Annotated in this window: 19 protein-coding genes; all 19 read right to left on the reverse strand. The window is 43.1% G+C overall.

Features of this window, described 5'->3' with window-relative positions:
- Positions 1-38 precede the first annotated feature (38 nt).
- Entirely contained in the window at positions 39-1,358 is a 1,320-nt protein-coding gene (locus tag ACTJKG_RS19740) for a glycosyltransferase (RefSeq protein ID WP_440740205.1), read from the reverse strand.
- Between the two features lie 83 nt (positions 1,359-1,441).
- Positions 1,442-2,569, reverse strand: coding sequence for a glycosyltransferase (locus ACTJKG_RS19745; protein ID WP_440740206.1), 1,128 nt, complete (start codon positions 2,567-2,569; stop codon positions 1,442-1,444).
- A gap of 155 nt (positions 2,570-2,724) precedes the next feature.
- Positions 2,725-3,750 (reverse strand): glycosyltransferase family 4 protein, encoded by a 1,026-nt coding sequence (locus tag ACTJKG_RS19750; protein WP_440740207.1) that lies wholly within the window; start codon positions 3,748-3,750, stop codon positions 2,725-2,727.
- On the reverse strand, positions 3,747-4,745 hold the full coding sequence (locus tag ACTJKG_RS19755; RefSeq protein ID WP_440740208.1) for a glycosyltransferase family 2 protein: 999 nt from the start codon (positions 4,743-4,745) through the stop codon (positions 3,747-3,749). The genes ACTJKG_RS19750 and ACTJKG_RS19755 overlap by 4 nt, the downstream gene beginning before the upstream one ends.
- Positions 4,745-5,536: a class I SAM-dependent methyltransferase gene (locus ACTJKG_RS19760; protein ID WP_440740209.1), complete on the reverse strand. Its 792-nt coding sequence runs from the start codon at positions 5,534-5,536 to the stop codon at positions 4,745-4,747. Before ACTJKG_RS19760 ends, ACTJKG_RS19755 begins: the two co-directional genes overlap by 1 nt.
- Positions 5,526-6,485, reverse strand: a complete 960-nt coding sequence (locus ACTJKG_RS19765) for a glycosyltransferase family 2 protein (RefSeq protein WP_440740210.1) — start codon at positions 6,483-6,485, stop codon at positions 5,526-5,528. Before ACTJKG_RS19765 ends, ACTJKG_RS19760 begins: the two co-directional genes overlap by 11 nt.
- On the reverse strand, positions 6,464-7,393 hold the full coding sequence (locus ACTJKG_RS19770; protein WP_172338046.1) for a hypothetical protein: 930 nt from the start codon (positions 7,391-7,393) through the stop codon (positions 6,464-6,466). Before ACTJKG_RS19770 ends, ACTJKG_RS19765 begins: the two co-directional genes overlap by 22 nt.
- Positions 7,394-8,311 carry a hypothetical protein gene (locus ACTJKG_RS19775; RefSeq protein WP_440740211.1) on the reverse strand — a complete coding sequence of 306 codons (918 nt, stop codon included), beginning with the start codon at positions 8,309-8,311 and terminating at the stop codon, positions 7,394-7,396. It abuts the gene before it with no gap.
- A gap of 4 nt (positions 8,312-8,315) precedes the next feature.
- Positions 8,316-9,170 carry a hypothetical protein gene (locus ACTJKG_RS19780; protein WP_440740212.1) on the reverse strand — a complete coding sequence of 285 codons (855 nt, stop codon included), beginning with the start codon at positions 9,168-9,170 and terminating at the stop codon, positions 8,316-8,318.
- Positions 9,167-10,084 (reverse strand): glycosyltransferase, encoded by a 918-nt coding sequence (locus ACTJKG_RS19785; RefSeq protein WP_440740213.1) that lies wholly within the window; start codon positions 10,082-10,084, stop codon positions 9,167-9,169. The genes ACTJKG_RS19780 and ACTJKG_RS19785 overlap by 4 nt, the downstream gene beginning before the upstream one ends.
- Positions 10,084-11,298, reverse strand: coding sequence for a glycosyltransferase family 4 protein (locus ACTJKG_RS19790; protein WP_440740214.1), 1,215 nt, complete (start codon positions 11,296-11,298; stop codon positions 10,084-10,086). The genes ACTJKG_RS19785 and ACTJKG_RS19790 overlap by 1 nt, the downstream gene beginning before the upstream one ends.
- Before the next feature lie 30 nt (positions 11,299-11,328).
- Positions 11,329-12,444: a hypothetical protein gene (locus ACTJKG_RS19795; protein WP_440740215.1), complete on the reverse strand. Its 1,116-nt coding sequence runs from the start codon at positions 12,442-12,444 to the stop codon at positions 11,329-11,331.
- Positions 12,444-13,832, reverse strand: a complete 1,389-nt coding sequence (locus ACTJKG_RS19800) for an MBOAT family O-acyltransferase (RefSeq protein ID WP_440740216.1) — start codon at positions 13,830-13,832, stop codon at positions 12,444-12,446. Before ACTJKG_RS19800 ends, ACTJKG_RS19795 begins: the two co-directional genes overlap by 1 nt.
- A gap of 121 nt (positions 13,833-13,953) precedes the next feature.
- On the reverse strand, positions 13,954-14,877 hold the full coding sequence (locus ACTJKG_RS19805) for a glycosyltransferase family 2 protein (protein WP_440740217.1): 924 nt from the start codon (positions 14,875-14,877) through the stop codon (positions 13,954-13,956).
- 8 nt (positions 14,878-14,885) lie between these two features.
- A complete protein-coding gene (locus ACTJKG_RS19810) occupies positions 14,886-15,761 on the reverse strand; it encodes a glycosyltransferase family 2 protein (RefSeq protein ID WP_253952327.1) in 876 nt (291 codons plus the stop codon).
- The gene (locus tag ACTJKG_RS19815; RefSeq protein ID WP_440740218.1) at positions 15,758-16,270 is read right to left on the reverse strand and encodes an acyltransferase; all 513 of its coding nucleotides are present in this window, start codon (positions 16,268-16,270) and stop codon (positions 15,758-15,760) included. The genes ACTJKG_RS19810 and ACTJKG_RS19815 overlap by 4 nt, the downstream gene beginning before the upstream one ends.
- Positions 16,271-16,336: 66 nt before the next feature.
- Complete coding sequence (locus ACTJKG_RS19820; protein WP_440740219.1) at positions 16,337-17,083, reverse strand: hypothetical protein; 747 nt, start codon at positions 17,081-17,083, stop codon at positions 16,337-16,339.
- Between the two features lie 11 nt (positions 17,084-17,094).
- A complete protein-coding gene (locus tag ACTJKG_RS19825) occupies positions 17,095-18,357 on the reverse strand; it encodes an ABC transporter ATP-binding protein (protein WP_440740220.1) in 1,263 nt (420 codons plus the stop codon).
- Positions 18,357-19,214: an ABC transporter permease gene (locus ACTJKG_RS19830; protein WP_172338034.1), complete on the reverse strand. Its 858-nt coding sequence runs from the start codon at positions 19,212-19,214 to the stop codon at positions 18,357-18,359. Before ACTJKG_RS19830 ends, ACTJKG_RS19825 begins: the two co-directional genes overlap by 1 nt.
- Position 19,215 lies beyond the last annotated feature (1 nt).

A 19,215-nucleotide genomic window follows, 5' to 3' on the forward strand; every position in this document is an offset into this window, starting at 1 on the left:
AGTTGAGAATTAAGAACCAAGAGAGCTTCTATCATGAGTCAATTTTTTTTCTGTCTTGATTCCTGATTCTCAATTCCTGACTCTCTGTTTAAAACCTGATTAAAAAGTCGGCACTGATTCACCGTCATCTGTTGTGCCGAATATTTGCTGATGGCTTCCTGGTTGTAGACAGGCGGTTCTGGATCGCCATGCGCTAACTGTGAAAAAAAGCTATTGATAGCTGCTGCTGTTACACTTTCATAATCATAAACGTGCTTTACGCCATACTCCCTGAGTATTGATATTGCTGAACTTTTTTTATTGAAAACTGCCAGCAAGGGTTTTTGCGTAAGCAGGTACGGGTAAATTTTTGAAGCCGTGTATTGCGGATCATCCGAACCCGGAATAAAAACCGCGTTTGCCTGTTGCAAGGTAAGCAACGTATGATAATAACTGATCCGATCGGTTATTTCAACCACATGATCGGCTGTTCCATATTGTTGGGCAAGAGGCAGTATGGTTGGTTTGCCCTGCCCTGCAGGGGCATAGCTGGTACCGATAAAATAAAACTTCAACCGGGTAAAAAAGTCGTTTTCGAGATTGCCTAACCCTTTTTGTAGCGCCTCAAATACGGGTGCAATGGCTCTGTACATATCTGTGCCGCCACGACCAACATAAACAACATTAATAAAGCGATCATCTAACAGGCTTGTAAATTTTGCTTGATTTTCACGAGCGATGTACATATCCGGTTCAAAAGCACCAAAGGTGATCACTGCCAATGGTCTGTTTTTTATTACCGGATACCTATTTTTCAGATCATCGATATAGCCTTCTGAAACACTGATCAAACCATCGGCGTTTTTAATGGCGATGGGTTCCAGATATTTATTTAAACGGTACGAGAACCAGTATTTGGGTGGCTGCTCCGCCCGGGGTTTATCCCGGTAATAATCAGAATGCCATGGATCCTGCATATCAATAACGTAGGGGATACCAAATCTTTTTTTCCAATAAGCGCCTAAAATGCAAACCGGGAACTGCGTGGTTGAAAAATAGATAAGGTCAAATTTCCTATCCCTTAAAAGCCGGTTAACTTTACGGCGATAAAACCAAAGCGACCGTAAAGCGATGCTCCCTAACCCCAATTTGGATGTCCACCGTTTATGAAACGCTTTCACTTTGTGGATCTTGATATTGCCGGGGATACTTTGCAGCAGCAAAGGATCGATAGCCATATCAACATATTGCTCATCCACCATCACCACTTCTACGTTCCATCCATGAGCGGCAAAATAAGGCAAACTCATCCGCACCCGCTGCATATCCGCTGCGTTTACCGGTGGAAAATAGGGTGATATGATGAGGAGGTTTTTCAATTTAGTATCAAGTAGCTAGTATCAAGTATCAAGATGTTTTGTGATATGTAACAGTCATTTTCTAAAAGTCGTGATACTTGATACTAGCTACTTGATACTAATTCTACTACGTTTTGAAATATCACACTTTCATTTTCCCAGTTCAACTCCGTTTGCCCCAATTGATAGTTCATTTTCTTTGTTTCCGTTAAGCTTTCCGGGTTTTCGGCATAGCCCAACAGACAGTTGGCCAGGGAGGCGGCATCGTTTTTTTGATAAAGGCATCCTGTGCTTGGGTACTGCTCCATAAAAAGGCGCTGGGCCTGGGTATCGCTGGCAATAATGGCCAAACCTGCCTGTATATAGGTAAAAATTTTATTGGTAAGGCAAATATCCCTGTTCAGGTTCGGTGCTGTTTCGGTGGCCATGCCGATATCAAACTGCGCCGTGAATTTAAAAAGCTCATCCGGCGCAATAGGCTGATGAAAATGGATCCGACCGGTATCAAGGCGATTGTATTTTGCCAGCTCCGTGATCATTATCTTATCGTTATCAGAACAATTGCCCAGTAAATGTAATTCGGTTGGTTGGGCGGTTAGCGCCATCGCCTCAATGATATTTTCTATCCCTCGCTCGGGCCCTACAGTTTGTGAAAACCAGAAAAGTTTCAAAGGCAGTGTCGCATCAGTGTTTGGCCTCGCCGGAAGATCGGTCCTGGGGAAAACATTATTGATCACCACGGGATCCAGATAAGGGTAAGTTTGTTTGTAATACTGCGCAATAAGCGGACTTGCCGCGGTAAAATAGTCTGTCTGCGGGAAATATTTTTCTTCAATAAACTTATTCAGCAGATAGCCTTTTTCTTCCCTGGTTTTAAACTGGCCAGAGTGCATATCCTCGGCGTCATACCCAACTTTTGCACCGTTATATTTTGCTGCCAAAACGGCCGCCGGCAATGCCCCGAGATTGTGCGCTATGTACAGATCAGTTTTGATAGATCTGGCGACAGACAGTGCCTCCGCATGTGTTCGGGATATGGCATTTTCCGGGATGTCCAAAGTTTTGGTATAATTAAAAAGATGCAGGCTTGTTTTTTGCCGCAAACGTGTTTGGTAATAGCTTAGTTTTTCATGTACGGGATCGCCACCGCAATAGATATACATTCCTTTGTTTCTGTTGATGATATCCTGATCAAACTCCCGCGCCCACTCCTGGTAAAAGCAGCAGATCACCTTAACGTGGTAACCAAGTTTTATTAATGTCTCGGCCTCCTTAACCAGCCTGGGATTGGTACTTGGCTGCCCGGTAGTAATGAAGGTGATATTTTTGATTTCGGATTTCGGATGTTCGATTTCGGATTTATATTTTATGGTCGTGATACTTGATACTAGCTACTTGATACCAACTTGTACAATTGCTCATATTGCTTAGCCATCACCGCGGAGCTGAATTTTTCTTCGGCTGCCTGGCGGCAATTGGGTCTGCTTAAGGAGGGGATGTTGTTTACGCCTTCAATCATTTCGCTGGTGTTGCTGCATACAAAGCCGGTTGAGCCGTTGTTTACTACTTCGGGTACCGCACCCCTGTTAAAACCTATCACGGGCGTGCCGCAGGCCAGGGCTTCGGCCATTACAATGCCAAAGGGCTCGTCCCAGGTTACGGGCATCAGCATAGCGCTGGCGTTTTGTAATAAGTCATTTTTTTGCATGTTATTAACCGGACCGATGTACCTGATCTGTTCCTGATCGATAAAGGGCCTTACCTGTTCATTAAAGTATTGCTGATGGATTTGCTCGTCGGGAATATTGCCCGCGATGATTAGTTTTTTGTTTGTTTTAAGCGCAATTTCAATAGCTATGGCCGTTCCTTTTTCCTGTTGTATCCTGCCTAAAAACACCAGTGGCGCATCAGTATCAACTTTGGGGTTAAATTGATAATCGCCCATATCCACACTGTTGTAAATGGTGGCTACCTGGCCGATGTGACTGATCTGCTGCGCGATGAAATTGCTACAGGCCGTGAAATAAAGCGAGTTTTTAGCTGCGATTTTTACGGCTTTTTTTACCTGTGATACTGTAGGAGGTAGCTGGTATGAAACTATTTTAGGCTGTTGAAAAGGCATCAGTGAGGCGATGTTGTTCATCCGGCAAAAGGTGTGTACAATATCAAAGTTTTGAAAAAGCAGGGAAGATGTTAACAGGTTGATCTTTAGCAGGTCTTTTAGTCCGTAATTTTCAGATTCCCGGTAGCCTTTGAGCTCGCAGCCCGGTTGCGAATCCGGATGGGCATACAGCGTTACATGGTGCCCCATTTTTATCAGTTCCCTGATCAGTACATACACCACGCGTTCTATACCACCATATTGTTCGGGAGGCACGGGTATCAACGGATTTACAATGAGGGCTATCTTCACCGGTTTTTTTGTTTTAATTCCTGAAAGCGCAGGCGTGTTTGCTTGAGTAAAAAACTGTAGGTTTCTTTTTGCGATGCCATGAAAGTTTTCATGTAGTTTAATTTATGCCCGTTCCTGATAAGCCATTTGCCAATGATGATCCAATCGGCCAGGCTGAAATACCTGTAAAGCGACCTCTGCTTTATCAAGAAAAGATTGGCCAAAAAGAAATTGGCGATGGGGCTGGGTTGCAGTTTGCGATGGCTGGCCAGCGCTTCCCGAATGGCTGCTGCATTATTGCCGGATGCCTCTACATAACTGGCCAGCAACATGGTTTGTGAGGCTATCCAGGGGTAGGGATCATTGGAACGGCTGGTATTTATAGTGATGGCGAAATTGGCCAGGGGCTTGTGATTTAAAATGATGGGATGTTCAAAGCTTCGCTCCCTTACCAGCTCCATCACATCAAATATGGTTTCATTGGGTATTAGATAATGAGGCGCATATTTACCGCGATACAGCATAGCGCCGTTGGAGCTTATTGCTCCCAACACCTGTTTTTCTGCAGGCCACGAAAAGGTGGTTTTACCGGTATCGGCAGGCCAGATGATGTTGCCTGTATTTTGCCATTCGTTGCCCGGTTTTTCTTGCCATAGGTTCATGTTGCTCCAGGAGATATTCAGGGTAGGATTGTTTTCCATCAGCGTGATCATTTCTTCCAGGAAAGTAGGTTCCCACCAGTTATCATCTTCCAGGATACTGGCAAAGTCTTCTGTGCAACCCGCAAAGGCAAGATTAAAACTGGCGGTGGCTCCTATGTTTACATCATGAGTTTTAATGATGAAACGAGGATCATTTAATGATTCAACATAAGCTGCCGGATAAGGATCGTCCGGGCAATCATTGTGCAGTTCGCAAACCCAGTTTTGGAAAGTTTGCTTGAGGAGACTTTCAACAGCCCTGGGCAGCAGATGATTTCTTTTATAGGTGAACAGGTAAACCCTACAGCTAACCATTATTGTTTTTGATATACGCGGTTGTGGCCGATGTTCAGGATATTTTTAAAAGGCATATCGTCAATTAACCGGCAGGCATTTGATACGGATTGATGGCCTTTCCAAAACTTAGTGCCGGGCAAATCGCAGGAGGCATCATCCATAATTAACAGGCCACCCTTTTTTACAAGTGGGGCATAGTTTTTTATATCGCTTACCACCCCGGCAAAAGTATGATCGCCATCGATGTAAATAACAGCATATTCCTGTTTCGATAGCTGATCAATGATCTCCAGATCGGTTGAATATCCTTTTAATAAGTTGATATCATTAAAATTTAGACCAAGTTGAGTGAACAGGTTTTTGATGATACTCAAATAATCAATGTCGTCATAATTGTTTCCGCTCCCCATATCATCCCGGTATTTTTTTGAAATTTTGCTGTGGAGGTATTGTATCCATGATAATTTTTGCGCGGAATTGCCTGCTAAGGGGGAAACGCCTGTAACCCGGAGTTCCAAATGCAGCTCTTTAGCGATCAGTGCCCAAAGAGAAATAACCTGGCCTTTAAATACCCCGATCTCTAAAAACTGCGGATCGGTGTTGATGGCGCAAACGTGTTGGGTTATTAAATACCACATGTACGCGAATGCCCTTTCGCCAAAGCCCAGGCTTTCGGCCTCGATATGATCTCTGTGATTTTTCAGGAAGGAGATCTCATTGGTTTTTTGCGTAAAATGTTCAAAAAGATAATCGTTGTGCGCTGCACTATTGGTGTACGCGTTGATATAGGAGCTTAAATTATCTTCCATGTGTATATAGGGCTTTTATTCTTTTAGTCAGTTTCCAGCCGAAGGTCTTTGCCATGATCCGGGTAATACCCCCGGCAGGGAAGGGGCTGTTTGATCCGCCCAGTTCCCTTACCCTGAGCTCTGCGTTATGGATCAGGTCTTTGTGGTATGGATAAAACATGTATATATAAGTTTGAAAGCAATCGGCCCCGATCTTTTTAATACGGGGGCTACCTTCAAAACTGAGCAGGTGCGACACGCCCTGATCAATAGATTTATAAGCTGAAACGGCACCCGCTCTTGATTGTAATGAGGACAAGGAGTTTGCCACGCCACTCCGGTAATACAAAATGGATTTGGGGGTAAACAATACTTGCCGGGCACATAATAATACCCTGATGAAAAACTCAAAATCATTGATCAGGCTGAGTTCTTCGTTCCAGAGCCCCGATTGATCTAACAGCTCCCTTGGGATGAGCCATAGTGCGCATTGCATCATGGATTGCCTGTTGTACATGGAATTTGCCAGCCAGTCGATAGGTTTACAATCATGCGTGATCATGTCGTCAGACAGCTTAAAGGTTTGCAGGTCATCATCATAAAAACGCCCCCATGATGCCGAAGCAATGGCGTCCTTACAGGAGCCCAAACGATGTACCTGCTCCGCTATAAAATGAGGCGATATCAGGTCGTCAGCATCCATAAACTTAATCAGCGTACCTTTTGACAATTGAAAAGCCTGGTTGGCTGCTGCGCACTGTCCTTTATTTTCCTGGTGAAATACTTTGATGCGGGGATCTGTTAATTGCTTAAGGATACCGGCTGTATTATCTGTCGATCCATCGTTCACGATGATGAGCTCCCAATTGGTGTAAGACTGACTGGTAATTGAGCTTACCGTATCAGTGATATACTTACCCGCGTTGTAGGCTGGCATGCAAACAGAAACTAATGGAGTATCCTTTTCCATTCGGAGGTAAAGTAGGGCAGCTTGGCCTTGAAAATATAGTGGCGCACAATTGGTGAGTTATCTACCTCAATTTTACTATCATAAAATATAGGGTACTGATATTTGTTCAATGGTTTGGCATCCTGCTTAAATAACAAATAGCTCATTAAGGTTTGTTCTACCTGTGCCGCGCCCGCATGGGGATAATGATCAAGCAATGTTTTTGCTTTTTGTTCCAGATCGGTATAATCTACGTCGCCGTTGTAGGCTATAATACCGCCATTCACATTGCTGATGCAGCTGATGTTGTATTTATCTTTTAGAATCCTTTCATCATCAACAAAATAAGAATTGTGCAGATGCTCTTCCATATAAATGGCTGTTTTATTTTGATACGCATCGATGATCTGTTGCGGACGATCAAAAAAAAGCATGTCACTATCCAAGTGAATGGCCCATGATTTAATGCAATGGATATCAATCAGGCGCCTGAAAAAAGGGTGCCATGTTCTTAAATAATGGAGGGTAGGAAATTGAGCCGGTGGCAGAAACTGATCAAGATGCGCATCAACACTTTTGGCTGAAATAAAAGTGACGCCGGGAATAGCACGTGCCATCAAAGCTTCATGAGTTTGATCTAATGTTCCGTCGGAATAGATATTGATCCTGAGCCTGCCTTGCAGAACCCTGGCAAGCGATTGAGCGCAAAAAATAGTTTGATGCCAGTAGTTGGCGCCCGTTAAATAATTAACCTCAAGCAAATGATCTTTTGCTAGTGAAATGGGAGTAATGTTCATGGCAGCTTTTTTCATTTGCTGCTCACCCTTATACAATTTGTACCAACCTGATAAACCAAAATGATGTATATGATACCTGATCTGTAAAGTTGGTTTGAAAAATATCTTATAGATCAATCGCCCGATACCCATTTAATTGATTAGTTTTCTCCATGCCTGTGTGTAGTAATATTTTTTGGAAAGATCTACATAATGGTGCAGAACAGACGGTTTAGCATCACCAGGGGTAGGGTTCACTTTATAGGTATCCTTATCCAAAATACTTGACCGTTGATTGCCGATAAGCATGGCGGTTAAGGCCTGCTCCAGGTAATAACTGGAACCTTCTTTTTCTTCCAATTTATGTATCCAGGTATCTATGGCCGCCCAATCGATCATAGTACTGTTTAGCCCGATAGCGCCTACATTAAGTAAAGGTGGTATGGCATGGCCGCTCAGCTGCTCCATAAGCTGTTTTGAATAACCATAACTTTCTACACAATCCACCATGTGGATTGGCTGTTGGGGATTTTTTAGCCATCGGATAATCTCAGCCGGGTTATCCCAAAACAGCATGTCAGAATCCAGTACCAGTTTCCAATCGGCGCCAGGGAGAGCGTGGATATCTGTTAGTTTTTTTAAATGGGGATATACTTTCCGTTTTTGATATAGGTGGGGATACTGCTGCGTTGGTAAATGCTGTCGCAGGTTTTTATCTATTTCATCCTGCATAATGATTATACAGCCGGGAAGTTGTTTTTGAATTTGTGTTACCAGCTTGTTGTCAAAACTTCGGTCGTCAACCAATATAAATTGAAATTGCTCAGTCGAAAACTTAACAAGCGACCGGATACAAAATAAAGTTTGATAGAGATAATTTTTGCCGGTTAAAAAATAAACGGGTAAGCCATGAGCATAGCATTGAACCGGCGGTAATTGTAAAGATGCCTCCATCATTTGCCGGCGGCCGCGCATCATGGCCCGGTAACTCCAATACCCACCGAACCGACGGTATGTTTTTAATTGCGATCGTGGGTTACGGTATAAAATATTGATGATCTTTTGAAACAAGCGGTTACAGATTAAAAAAGGCGTCGCGCCAAAATAAATGCCTTACGTTAACGGTATAATGTCGACCCAGTACATTGTTTTTTGACATGGGTTTTATTTGCTGATTATCATGGTTGAAATTTTTGATCGCATCCATCGACCATAGTATTCCTGCAGATGTGCTTGCCATGTGTGCAAATATGGTTTGTTCGGTAAAGTAATGATCATGGTTGGGTAATTGGGTCAGTAATTCTTCGAGGTTAAACTGTTCATAAATATGCTGCCCATAAATCAATAACAGACCCGAGCTGAATTTATATACATCGTATAAATTATTGTTGAAGAAATTTAATGCCCTGTCATCATAGACAGAATAACCTTCCTCGCTTCCTCCGCATATAAAATCCCCGTGTGGTGGAATGTGTTTGAGGAAATCACCATAGAACAGGATATCGCTATCAATCCATACTACGGGTTCAATTTCTGCATAATGCAATATTACCGCCATCTTTTTCCCGAGCACATGCCCATGAGCATAATTGACAAGGGCTGTTCTGTTTTTTGCCAGATGGTACGCCTCCGTTTGCTCCCAATTGGTAGCTACAAGCTCTCCCGGCCAAAAACTTAAATTTTTGCAGATCTCTTCTGTCGATATGGTACCGTCAGAAGCGACGATCAGTTTGGGAAGGTTGTCCCAGTACCTGGCTATGGATAATATGGAAAGACGGGTCATATCCATGATCTTTTTGCCGGTCATGGTGATCACGATTAAATCGGCCTGGGGTTTCGATGATGAAACAACTATCTTTTTATGGCGGAGCAGCTTCCGGTAAAGCGTTGGCAAGCGGTAGGCGAGCGAGTTTTTTATCGTGTTTATCATAAACTCTTTTTAACCCGGCCTTCCAGCATGCCACAGGCTCCATGCCATTTAATCAAATGAACTTCGGTTTTCCAGGCTTTGTAGGTTAGGTAGGCTTTTAGTTTTCTAAGGCGGAGCGTTTGTTTATTGATCTTTTTCCATGGGCTGATCTGGTATTTTTCCAGCAATTGTACCCATGATCTGTTGGTATCCCGAAGCAGCCTGGCCAGGTACTCAACTTGCATCCTTTCTTTAGGTATAATATGTTTGAGCGCCAGTTCAGGGAAATACCCCAATGTCCAGCCCGATCGTAATATTTGAATATTGATCTCATTATCCCCACCCGATGATAAGGAAGTATCGGTGCGGTCGGTTATCACATTCTGATCATCGGCCATGGCGTCCACATATGCTTGCAGCGCGATTTTTCTGATGGCCATACCTGCGCCAATAGGGGCTGAATTGGGATAGGTGTTTTCCCATCGGGTAATGATGGTATCCTCTCCAAGATCGCGCAGGGCCAGGTTGCCGTAAAAATCGTTTAACCAGACTGGCGCTTCATCTTCAAATTCGGGTAGCGATCTGCCGCCTGCCGCGCCCAGTTGAGGATCATCTTTAAACAAATCAATGGTTTTTTGCAGATAATCATGTTGAAGTATATTATCATCATCAACCATAACAATAACAGCTCCCCTGGCTTCTTCAAATCCTTTAAGCCGTGCATAAGTGAGGCCTTGCTTTGGTTGTTTGATGATGCTGGAGTTTGGGAAAAAGCTAAGATCAAGATAGGTATCGAATCCGTTGGAAGAATTGTTATCTACAATGATTAATTCCCACACCCCGGGATCCAGGGATTGTTTTTGTAATGCCAGAAGTGTTTGATCTAGCCGGGTTAAATTGGGATTATAGGCGCAGATAATAACCGTAATATCCATTAATTAAATTGATTGATCACCTCCTGATAATAAGCGATAGAATTGGAGGCCAGCTGTTTATCCGAAAATTTATCTTCAACCGTTTGCCGGGCATTTGCACCTAATTCTTTGCTAAGGGAAGGATTTTCTATGAGCATGGAAAGCTGATGGACAAGACCTGATACATCCTCCGGCTCTACTAATAAACCATTATGGTTATCGACTATAATATCCATTGCCCCGCCTGCTTTTAGTGCTACAACGGGTTTTCCATAGCCCATTGCTTCGATGTATATCAACCCAAAGGATTCATATCGTGAAGGAGCCACAAAAATATCGCAGCTGGCGTAAGCATCTTGAATGTCTTCCGTATTCATCAGGCCGCAAAATATCACTTTACTGGTAGTATTCGCTGGGTATTGATCGCGGAAAGTTTTTTCATAAGATTTATCCTCATCATTTCCTATCAGCTTAAAAATTACATTTTCATATTTTTTCAATACCATGGGAATTGCTGCCAACAACAGATCGATACCTTTTCTATACTCCAAACGCCCAACAAACAATATTTCGATCTGATCACTGTTTTGAGCTTGAACCGTCGGCAAAACCGGCAGAGGAATACCATGCGGAACGATCTGAAAGTTACCGGCGCTAATGCCATACAAACGTTCCATTTCAACGGCATGTAGATGCGTATGGGTAACCAGGTAATCGCTTTTTTTTAGCATGGCTATCTCCATATTTCCCAGTCTTTGCTGAAGCCGTGATTTAAAGGGATAGTAATCATCCATGATCTGTAAAAAGGTTGTACTCACGCGTACCACAATGGGTATCCGCGTTTTTTTTGCCAAAAGATTAAAATAGCACAACGCGTAATAATTGGTTGTTTCAATAACATCAAGCCCATACTCTTTAATCACTTTGTTCAGGATCTTAAAAACAGTGCGCATGCATCGTAACTTAAGCAGGAAATCCAAAACGGTCCATTTGTTTTTCAAGAGCTTGTGAGCATAAGCCGGTAAAGCTATTGGATAAGTTAGTAAGGTGATCAAGGGACTTATCTGCTGTTGCTGTATCTGATCGCCTTTGCTATAGGATGGCCGGATATGCAAAATAACCACATGATGACCTTGCTTTGCCAGGGCATGGGCCAAAATGCCGAAGTGATTGGCTATCCCACTATTCAGCGTTTGTTTATCCGGGTAGTAAGGTGTAACTAAGCCAATGTTCATCCAGAAATAATGACTGAATTAGTGTAATGGTTATTTAGTGATTTTTTCATGATCACTTTTAAATGTTTTATTTACCTCCTGTACCCAGATATCAAAACCCAGCGGGTTCCAGTGGGCATCGCTTAAAAAATATAGATTGTGTCTATCTGTTTTAAATATTTTATAGATACTAATGATGGGTAAGTCTGTTTGTTGCTCTACCCGTTCCAGCAGATGATTGTAGGGCATCCGGTTTTCATCATAAACAGATACCGGATTGGGTACAATACTTAGAAATACTTTTTTAAACCCGATTGCCTGGTAATAGTTTTGGGCTTTTGTAAGGTTTGTGGTGATGCTATCAATTTGCCGGTTGCTTTTATACCGGAATGCCGAATGGATATCTCCGGTATCCACTGTGATGTTTAATAGTAATCTTTTTTTGTCGGTACTCACCGCTACCTCCTTGGCAACCCGGCCAAATAATTGGTAATTGAGTGAAGCTTTTAATTCTTTTATCGGGGTAAATAATCTGTCATCAAATAGTACAAGCTCCAGGTTCCGGCTCAGGTCCTTGTTGAAAATGATTTTTCCTAACCTGTTAAAAACAGAAAGCGAGGCGGGCGTATTTACTTTTTGTTCAACAGGTGTATAGTGTTTGGCTTTGATGTCATTTTTCGCCCATCGTATTTCATCGGTTTTGTTGATGTCGTAGCCGTTGAGGTTACGCTCGGCAAACTCCATGATCAGAAAATTTTGTTTGGTGCTGTCTAACCGAATTGGTCCGAATGGGAATCTTCTGTCTAAGAAGATAACATTATCAAAGCCATCAAACGCGCTGGTTAAGGTTTTATCGGCCAAAAAACTATCGCCGATAATATAGAGCACCCGTTTTTGAGGATTCGCCCTGTTTACGGAATGGTATTTTTTAAATGGGTCCAGCCTAAATCGGTATTGAGGCAAATAGCATAGACCGTAAAGGTCGCCATAAGCCCAGCGGTCCGACTGCACAAAAATGCGCTGATACAATGACCTGGGGCCATGGTTGTCATTCAAATGATCAAAATACCGGTCGTTTTTAATACGGTTGATGAACGACTGGTTCATGGCGGTTAGCAGTATCAGCGTGCTAAAAACTAAAACCAATATACCAGCGATCTTCTTCATCAGAATTGAAAATAGATAAACTGCGCCTCATTAAATATGCCCAGGAAATAACAGGCAATAAATAAGATAAGCGTTGTCAACAACATACCCCGTTTTGACCACACGGCCTTCCTTTGCAAATACCATTCGCCCGCTAACAGGGCCAGTATAATGAGTATGCAATAAAAAACCTCGTTCCGTGGCATAATAGCAGTAGCGGTATAGTGAAATGGTTTTATAGTAAAAATCTTATTCAGAATAAAAAAACCTTCGGCAATGGTATTGGCCCTGAAAAATATCCAAGCGAGGCAAACCAGATTAAAGGTGAGTATCCATTTGAGATAGCTAAAGCCTTTGATGTTGATTTTGAGTTTTTTTGATAATTGATAGCCGATCAACAGCAGGCCATGCACCAAACCCCATACCAGATATTTCCAGTTGGCGCCATGCCATAGCCCGCTGATGATAAATACAATAAGTATATTGATGCAGGTGACCATGAAAGTTACCCGGCTGCCGCCAAGCGGGATATAAACATAATCGCGAAACCAGGTAGACAGGGAGATATGCCAGCGCTGCCAAAACTCCGCAATGTTTTTGGAGAGATAAGGCATGTTAAAGTTGCGCATCAGCTCGATACCCAGGGTTAGGGCAGCGCCAACGGCTATGTCTGAGTAGCCGCTAAAATCACAATAGATCTGGAACGAAAAAAAATAAACGGCCACCAGCAGATCAAGCGCGGAATGGCCATGCGGGTTGTTAAACACCGGATCAACAAATAAGCCCAAACGATCGGCGACCACCATTTTTTTAAACAGGCCTATCATGATTAAAAATATGCCGGTGATAAAACCTGTGGTATTGAATTTGTTTACACGATGCAGCTGTGGTAAAATATGCTGAGGCCGCTCAATTGGTCCGGCTACCATCTGCGGGTAAAAAAGAACGTAAAGTGCGTAAATGCCAAAATGTTTTTCGGCCTTTTGGTTGCCGCGGTAAACCTCAATGGTATAACTCATGGCCTGAAAGGTGTGGAACGACAGCCCTATAGGTAATAAAATGTGCAGCAAAGGCATCTGCGGGCCGCTAAAATGATGGCTTAAAAAATTAAAATTATCAGCAAAAAAATCGAAATATTTAAATACAGCCAGTACACCAACGTTGGCTACAATGCTTGCCAGTAAAAAAAACTTTTTGCTGCCGCCTTGTGCCTTTTCAATCAGTAGACCAGCTATATAATCAACTACAATGGTAAACAGTATAATTAAAATATATACCGGTTTAAAATACATGTAAAAATAGCAACTGGCCAGTAAAAGCCATACCCAGCGTAGCTTTGGCGTAAGCAAATAATACGCGCTGGTTACCACCAGGAAAAAGATCAGGAACAGGAGGGAATTAAATAACATTGGGGGGAGGAAGCTTTAGTATCAAGTAGCTAGTATCAAGTATCAAGACACCCTTGTTATTTGATAATAAGAAAAAGCATTCAAAATCGTGATACTTGATACTAGCTACTTGATACCAAAATCAAACTATCTTCAATAATCTGTATAATTTTAGCCTGATGCGGTTCAGGAAAACGATGCGTTTCCATTCCGGTACTGGCCCATGCCCATCTGCCGACCACATTTTTAGATGATCCTCGTGCCATTTAATCTTCATGGTATCGTTATGGGTTTTGGCATCAGCATGCATATTGGCAACAGCCAGGGGCTGTTTTATGCGTTTGCGTTTATGGCCTTTCACCAGTCGTAACCACAGCTCATAATCAAGTGCGCATTGCATTTCTTCCCAAACCGGCTGATTGATGCTCGCTTTCCAAAAGCAGGCAGGCTGCGGTAATGATGGTATTTTTAAAAAGTAATCATATAGAGGCGGAACGGTCACCAGTTCAAATTGGTCATCCTTTTTATTAAAGGTGTACCCATAAATAAAATCTGTCTGGCTTTTTAAAAAGGTACCGGCAACCAAGTGGAATGTATTTTTCATATAATAATCATCACTATTTATCCAGGCATAGTAGTTGCCGCTTGCCAGGCTGAAACCTAAATTAATGGCGTTTGATTGTCCCTGGTCTTTTTTGCTTTGCCAGTAACTTATCCAGGGCGAATATTTTTCCAGTATTTCCTGGCTGCCATCTGTGCTGCCCCCATCAATTACAATATACTCCAGATTGGGGTAGTTTTGTAAAAGTACGGACCGAATGGTTTCTTCCAGAAAATGCCCCTGGTTATAGGATGGGGTTACAATAGTAAGCTTTGGCCAGGTGATCCTTTCATCGTATACGCTTGGCGAGGTCTCCTCGGTCCAGGGCCAGCCGGTTTTATCACTTTGGGGTTGGGGCAAAGTTTCTCGTAATCCATGTTTGGTAAATGGTACCGTATGTAAAGGAAACGGAACTCCGTTTTTTTCTAATTTGGCACGATAATGAAGTAGGTTAGGCAGCAACATTTACTGTATTATTTTTGATGTGGATAGCCGTATTTAATGTATTTTTTTAGGCTAACCCTGTCTATCATTTTTATTAAGTCCGGATGAAAAGCTTTCAGCAGGCGGTATTCCCAGTGTTTGAACAGCCGTTTTGAGCTGAGGCTATATATCCGGTTTATGTTGTTGAGATGTTTATCAAGGTAATTATCGATATACTCAAACCGGGAGGGGTTTAATTGCTTTTCGATCGATATCAATTCTTTGGACCGGTCGGCGTTATTCTCGTTTGATTTTTGATCGTTATGCAGCCGGTAAACAGAAAAGTATTTTTCTGAGGGAATAAAGTTTACGCCGTTGGCCTGCGCACGGGCAAACCATTCCCAATCGAAACCAAAGTGCAGATCCTCCCGGAGTTGCCCGGTTTGTTCAAACGCCTGCCTGGTCCAAAAGCTGCTGGGTTGTACAATGTAATCTCCGTGAGTAATAGCCCAGTTTTTCAAAGGGTCGTAAGAGGTGCCATATACCAGATGGGCATCTTCATTTAAATGGATGCAATTGCCAAACAACAATTCCGGTCGCTCATTTGATAATGTTTGATTCACTTCCAGCAAGGTGCCGGGCAAATAATAATCATCGGAATTTAGCCAGCATAAAATATCGCCGGTAGCCCGTTCAAAACCTTTATTGATGGCGTTGCTCTGGCCTTTATCTGTTTCGCTTACCCAATAAGTGATATGCTTTTCGTATTTCCGGATAATATCCAGGGTTTCGTCGGTACTCCCGCCATCGATGATGATATATTCCAGATTGGGATATTGCTGACCGATAACCGAGAGGATAGTTTGTTCAATAAACCTGCCCTGGTTATAGGAGGGTGTGATTACGGATATTTTATGATATGTCAAATCTGATACTTGATAAATGGATTCCATTGTTCGTCATCGGGCTCCCGGTACCGTAATATTTTGGCTGGATTACCGGCAACAACCGCAAAATCGGGAATGTCTTTATTGACCACCGAGCATGCCCCTATAACAACGCCTTTGCCAATGCTCACGCCGCCCAGGATAGTTACCCGGGCCCCGATCCAGCAACCCGCGTCGATTACCACCTGTTGATTGTTTTTGGGGCGCAAAGAATTTACCTCGTGCGAACCGGATATGATGAGCAGATCTTTCGCCGTTTGGGTATAATCGCCAATGCTTACGGCATCAAAGGCCCAGATGTGGTTATCGTGGCCCAAAGAAACATAATTGCCTAAAGTAATATTGGTGGGGTTGATACATTTAAAACCTTTATCAATAAAAATGGGGTGGCCGATTTTGATCCCTGTTAATTTCCAGGCGCTGTAACTTACCCGCGACCAGAAGCCTGATCTGTGGCTTCGTGGCGTTAGTTTGGCGATACCTAACATCAGAACCCGTGTTTTTGCGGTCAGATAATGTTTGGCGGATCTTAATGTGTTCAGGTTCAAAACGCTTTATGAATTAGGTGACCGGAAAAAGGAGGCGAGCCTTTTCTTGATCCTAAAGATCAGGTCTTTTTGGCGATAAAAATCTTTTATGGCCTGCCGATCATCGTTGTAAGGTTGCTCATTGATATCAATGCGTTCCCCAATAAACTCAAAACCCTTTCTTTTGATGGGGAAGGGTTTTTTATCAAAAAACTCATCATGTACCGTGCAGGAGCTTTTGAACCTGGAATAAATTTCATTTAAAAAGAACTGGTCGCTGCCGTATACCAGATTGTTTTTTTCGGCAAAGCTGCTGATCATGGATTTCATGGGCACTGCACCACCCTTGATGCCCCACAGGCCACCCAGAATATAAAAAGCATGGCTTTCATCTGTGGAATGGTGATGCGGATGATCGCGCATGATATGGATCATATCATCATTTTTAAGCCATTCATCAACCGCCAGTTTTTCCCGCATGGTTAAGCGCGAATCGGAATCCCTGAAAATGACATGGGTGCAGCCATCCAGATCGGCAGCGTAAAAACGCCAGAACATCCCGTAAATATCTCCGGTTTTGTTGATGGTGATGGCTCCTTTTTCCTGGATGGTATGGATGATCTCCGGCGGAACAGTACCATCAAAATATACCACGATTTGCCATTCGGGATATAATATGGCGGCTTGTTCCACATTCCTGATCATGCCGGTTGTATACAGCGGATTATCGCCCCATAAGGAATATGCTATATATTTTGTCTTCGAGTTCGGCAACCTGCAGGTAATTAATGGGGCGGAAGAAAAATCAGTCCGGCCCCTTTTTCATATTCAAAAACATGACCGCTGGTCATGCTGTACCCGGTATATTCTATAGTTAAAGCTTTCTCGCAGAACGCGTATATTTCAACACCCGGGTAGGTGAGATACAGGTTCATATCCAGATCTACCTTGTTCAAATTGCCGGGGAAAGTTATTTTATAAGTTAGAGACACCTCGCCCTTGTTTTGAATTTTGACCCCATCATGGTGCCCCGGACTAAAAAAAGCAACCGGGTTGGAATCCCTGTCTAAAAAGCGGCATTCTATATCTATCGGAGTATCGGTTTTTAAGGACAGGTCAATTTTTATTTCGAACGAAAAATTATTTTCTGGATTCAGAACAAGGCTGTTGACAGGGCTATTGTTAAACAAAATATTGTTTATTTTAACTTTATCAGAAGAGTAACTGATCCTGTTCAGGAAATCGGCGTCTGTTTTAACGCCATTTTGAGCGTAATGATAAACCGTGTCTTTACAGGAGCCGTTAAATGCAATTTGCCCGTTATTCAATAAGATTCCCTTATTGCAAAGTTTCTGCACTGCGCCCATATTGTGGCTTACGAATAAAACGGTTCGCCCTTCACCCTGACTTACATCTCCCATTTTACCCAGGCATTTTTTCTGGAATTCGGCATCGCCTACAGCCAATACTTCATCCACAATCATAATCTCTGATTCGAGGTGGGCCGCCACCGCGAAGGCCAGGCGCACATACATGCCCGATGAGTATCGTTTTACCGGCGTATCTATATAACGTTCTACCCCCGAAAAATCTACGATCTCATCAAACTTCCGCTTGATCTCGGCCTTGCGCATCCCGAGGATAGCACCGTTTAAAAAAATATTTTCACGACCGGTTAGCTCCGGATGGAAACCCGTGCCTACCTCCAGCAAACTGGCTATGCGCCCTTTTACTTTTACCGAGCCCGTTGTTGGCGAAGTAACCCGGCTTAATATTTTAAGCAAGGTACTTTTGCCCGCTCCGTTGCGGCCAATAATACCAATGGCATCGCCTTGTTCAACGTTAAAATTAATATCGCGTAAGCTCCACACTACATCGCTTTGGCCTTTGGTGGTGCGGTCATTGGTTTCGCCTACTTTTAAAAAAGGGTCTTCTTTACCTCGTAGCCGGGCCCAATAGCGTTCCATATCACGGGATATGGTGCCGGTACCAAAATCGCCCAGCTGGTAGGCTTTTGACAGGTTTTCTACTTTAATTACGGTGCTCATTATACGGTATCGACAAACGTTTTTTCAACCCGGTTAAATATGATAGTTCCCAGCAGCAGAATAACGATGGTGCTTGCCAGACTGTACCCCATCAGCTCCCAGCTGAAACTTCCGCGACCCATAAAACCGTATCTGAAAGTTTCGATAATGGCCGTTATCGGGTTGAATTTCACCAGCCAGCTGTAAGCCGGGTATTTGGCTTCGGCTACGGAAAGCGGGAAAATTACAGTTGTAGTGTACATGAGCAAAGGCACACCGAATGACACGATAAAAGCAAGGTCGCGGTATTTGGTGGTTACTGCCGATATGATCATCCCGAGCCCCAAACCCAAGGCCGCTATCATAACGAGGAGTAAGGGTAATAGCAACAGAAAAGCGTTCGGGACAATGGTTGTTCCTTTAAATAGGTAAATCACATACAGGATCATGAACAATAAAAACTGTACTCCAAACCTGATGAGATTGGATAACACAATGCTCAGGGGCATGATCAGCCGTGGAAAATAAACTTTCCCTAACAGGGCTGAGTTATCCCTGAAAACGGTGGCTGTTTTGGTTAAACATTCCGAAAAATAATTCCATATGATGATCCCCGCCAGATAAAACAAGGGCTTGGGTAAGCCATCAACGGGGATGCCTGCCAGGTTGCCAAACACCAGGGTATAAAGCACAATAGTAATAGCGGGCTGTATAAAAAACCAAATGGGTCCAAGGATAGTTTGTTTGTAAAAGGAAACAAAATCGCGCCGTACCAGCAGCAACAGCAGGTCGCGGTAGTGCCATACATCCCGGAGCTTTAAATCGAAAATGCTGTTTTGCGCGGTTATTTTGATGTCCCAGTCTTCGTTTTCCAACATG

The sequence above is a fragment of the Mucilaginibacter sp. 22184 genome (assembly GCF_052045695.1).
In the GTDB taxonomy this organism is placed as follows: domain Bacteria; phylum Bacteroidota; class Bacteroidia; order Sphingobacteriales; family Sphingobacteriaceae; genus Mucilaginibacter.

Excerpts from the sequence above, each read along its gene's own strand:
- ACTJKG_RS19755 (WP_440740208.1), bottom strand. The coding sequence starts at position 4,745 with ATGGTTAGCTGTAGGGTTTACCTGTTCACCTATAAAAGAAATCATCTG.
- ACTJKG_RS19760 (WP_440740209.1), bottom strand. The coding sequence starts at position 5,536 with ATGGAAGATAATTTAAGCTCCTATATCAACGCGTACACCAATAGTGCA.
- ACTJKG_RS19765 (WP_440740210.1), bottom strand. The coding sequence starts at position 6,485 with ATGGAAAAGGATACTCCATTAGTTTCTGTTTGCATGCCAGCCTACAAC.
- ACTJKG_RS19770 (WP_172338046.1), bottom strand. The coding sequence starts at position 7,393 with ATGGGTATCGGGCGATTGATCTATAAGATATTTTTCAAACCAACTTTA.
- ACTJKG_RS19780 (WP_440740212.1), bottom strand. The coding sequence starts at position 9,170 with ATGATAAACACGATAAAAAACTCGCTCGCCTACCGCTTGCCAACGCTT.
- ACTJKG_RS19785 (WP_440740213.1), bottom strand. The coding sequence starts at position 10,084 with ATGGATATTACGGTTATTATCTGCGCCTATAATCCCAATTTAACCCGG.
- ACTJKG_RS19790 (WP_440740214.1), bottom strand. The coding sequence starts at position 11,298 with ATGAACATTGGCTTAGTTACACCTTACTACCCGGATAAACAAACGCTG.
- ACTJKG_RS19795 (WP_440740215.1), bottom strand. The coding sequence starts at position 12,444 with ATGAAGAAGATCGCTGGTATATTGGTTTTAGTTTTTAGCACGCTGATA.
- ACTJKG_RS19800 (WP_440740216.1), bottom strand. The coding sequence starts at position 13,832 with ATGTTATTTAATTCCCTCCTGTTCCTGATCTTTTTCCTGGTGGTAACC.
- ACTJKG_RS19805 (WP_440740217.1), bottom strand. The coding sequence starts at position 14,877 with ATGTTGCTGCCTAACCTACTTCATTATCGTGCCAAATTAGAAAAAAAC.
- ACTJKG_RS19815 (WP_440740218.1), bottom strand. The coding sequence starts at position 16,270 with ATGTTAGGTATCGCCAAACTAACGCCACGAAGCCACAGATCAGGCTTC.
- ACTJKG_RS19825 (WP_440740220.1), bottom strand. The coding sequence starts at position 18,357 with ATGAGCACCGTAATTAAAGTAGAAAACCTGTCAAAAGCCTACCAGCTG.
- ACTJKG_RS19830 (WP_172338034.1), bottom strand. The coding sequence starts at position 19,214 with ATGTTGGAAAACGAAGACTGGGACATCAAAATAACCGCGCAAAACAGC.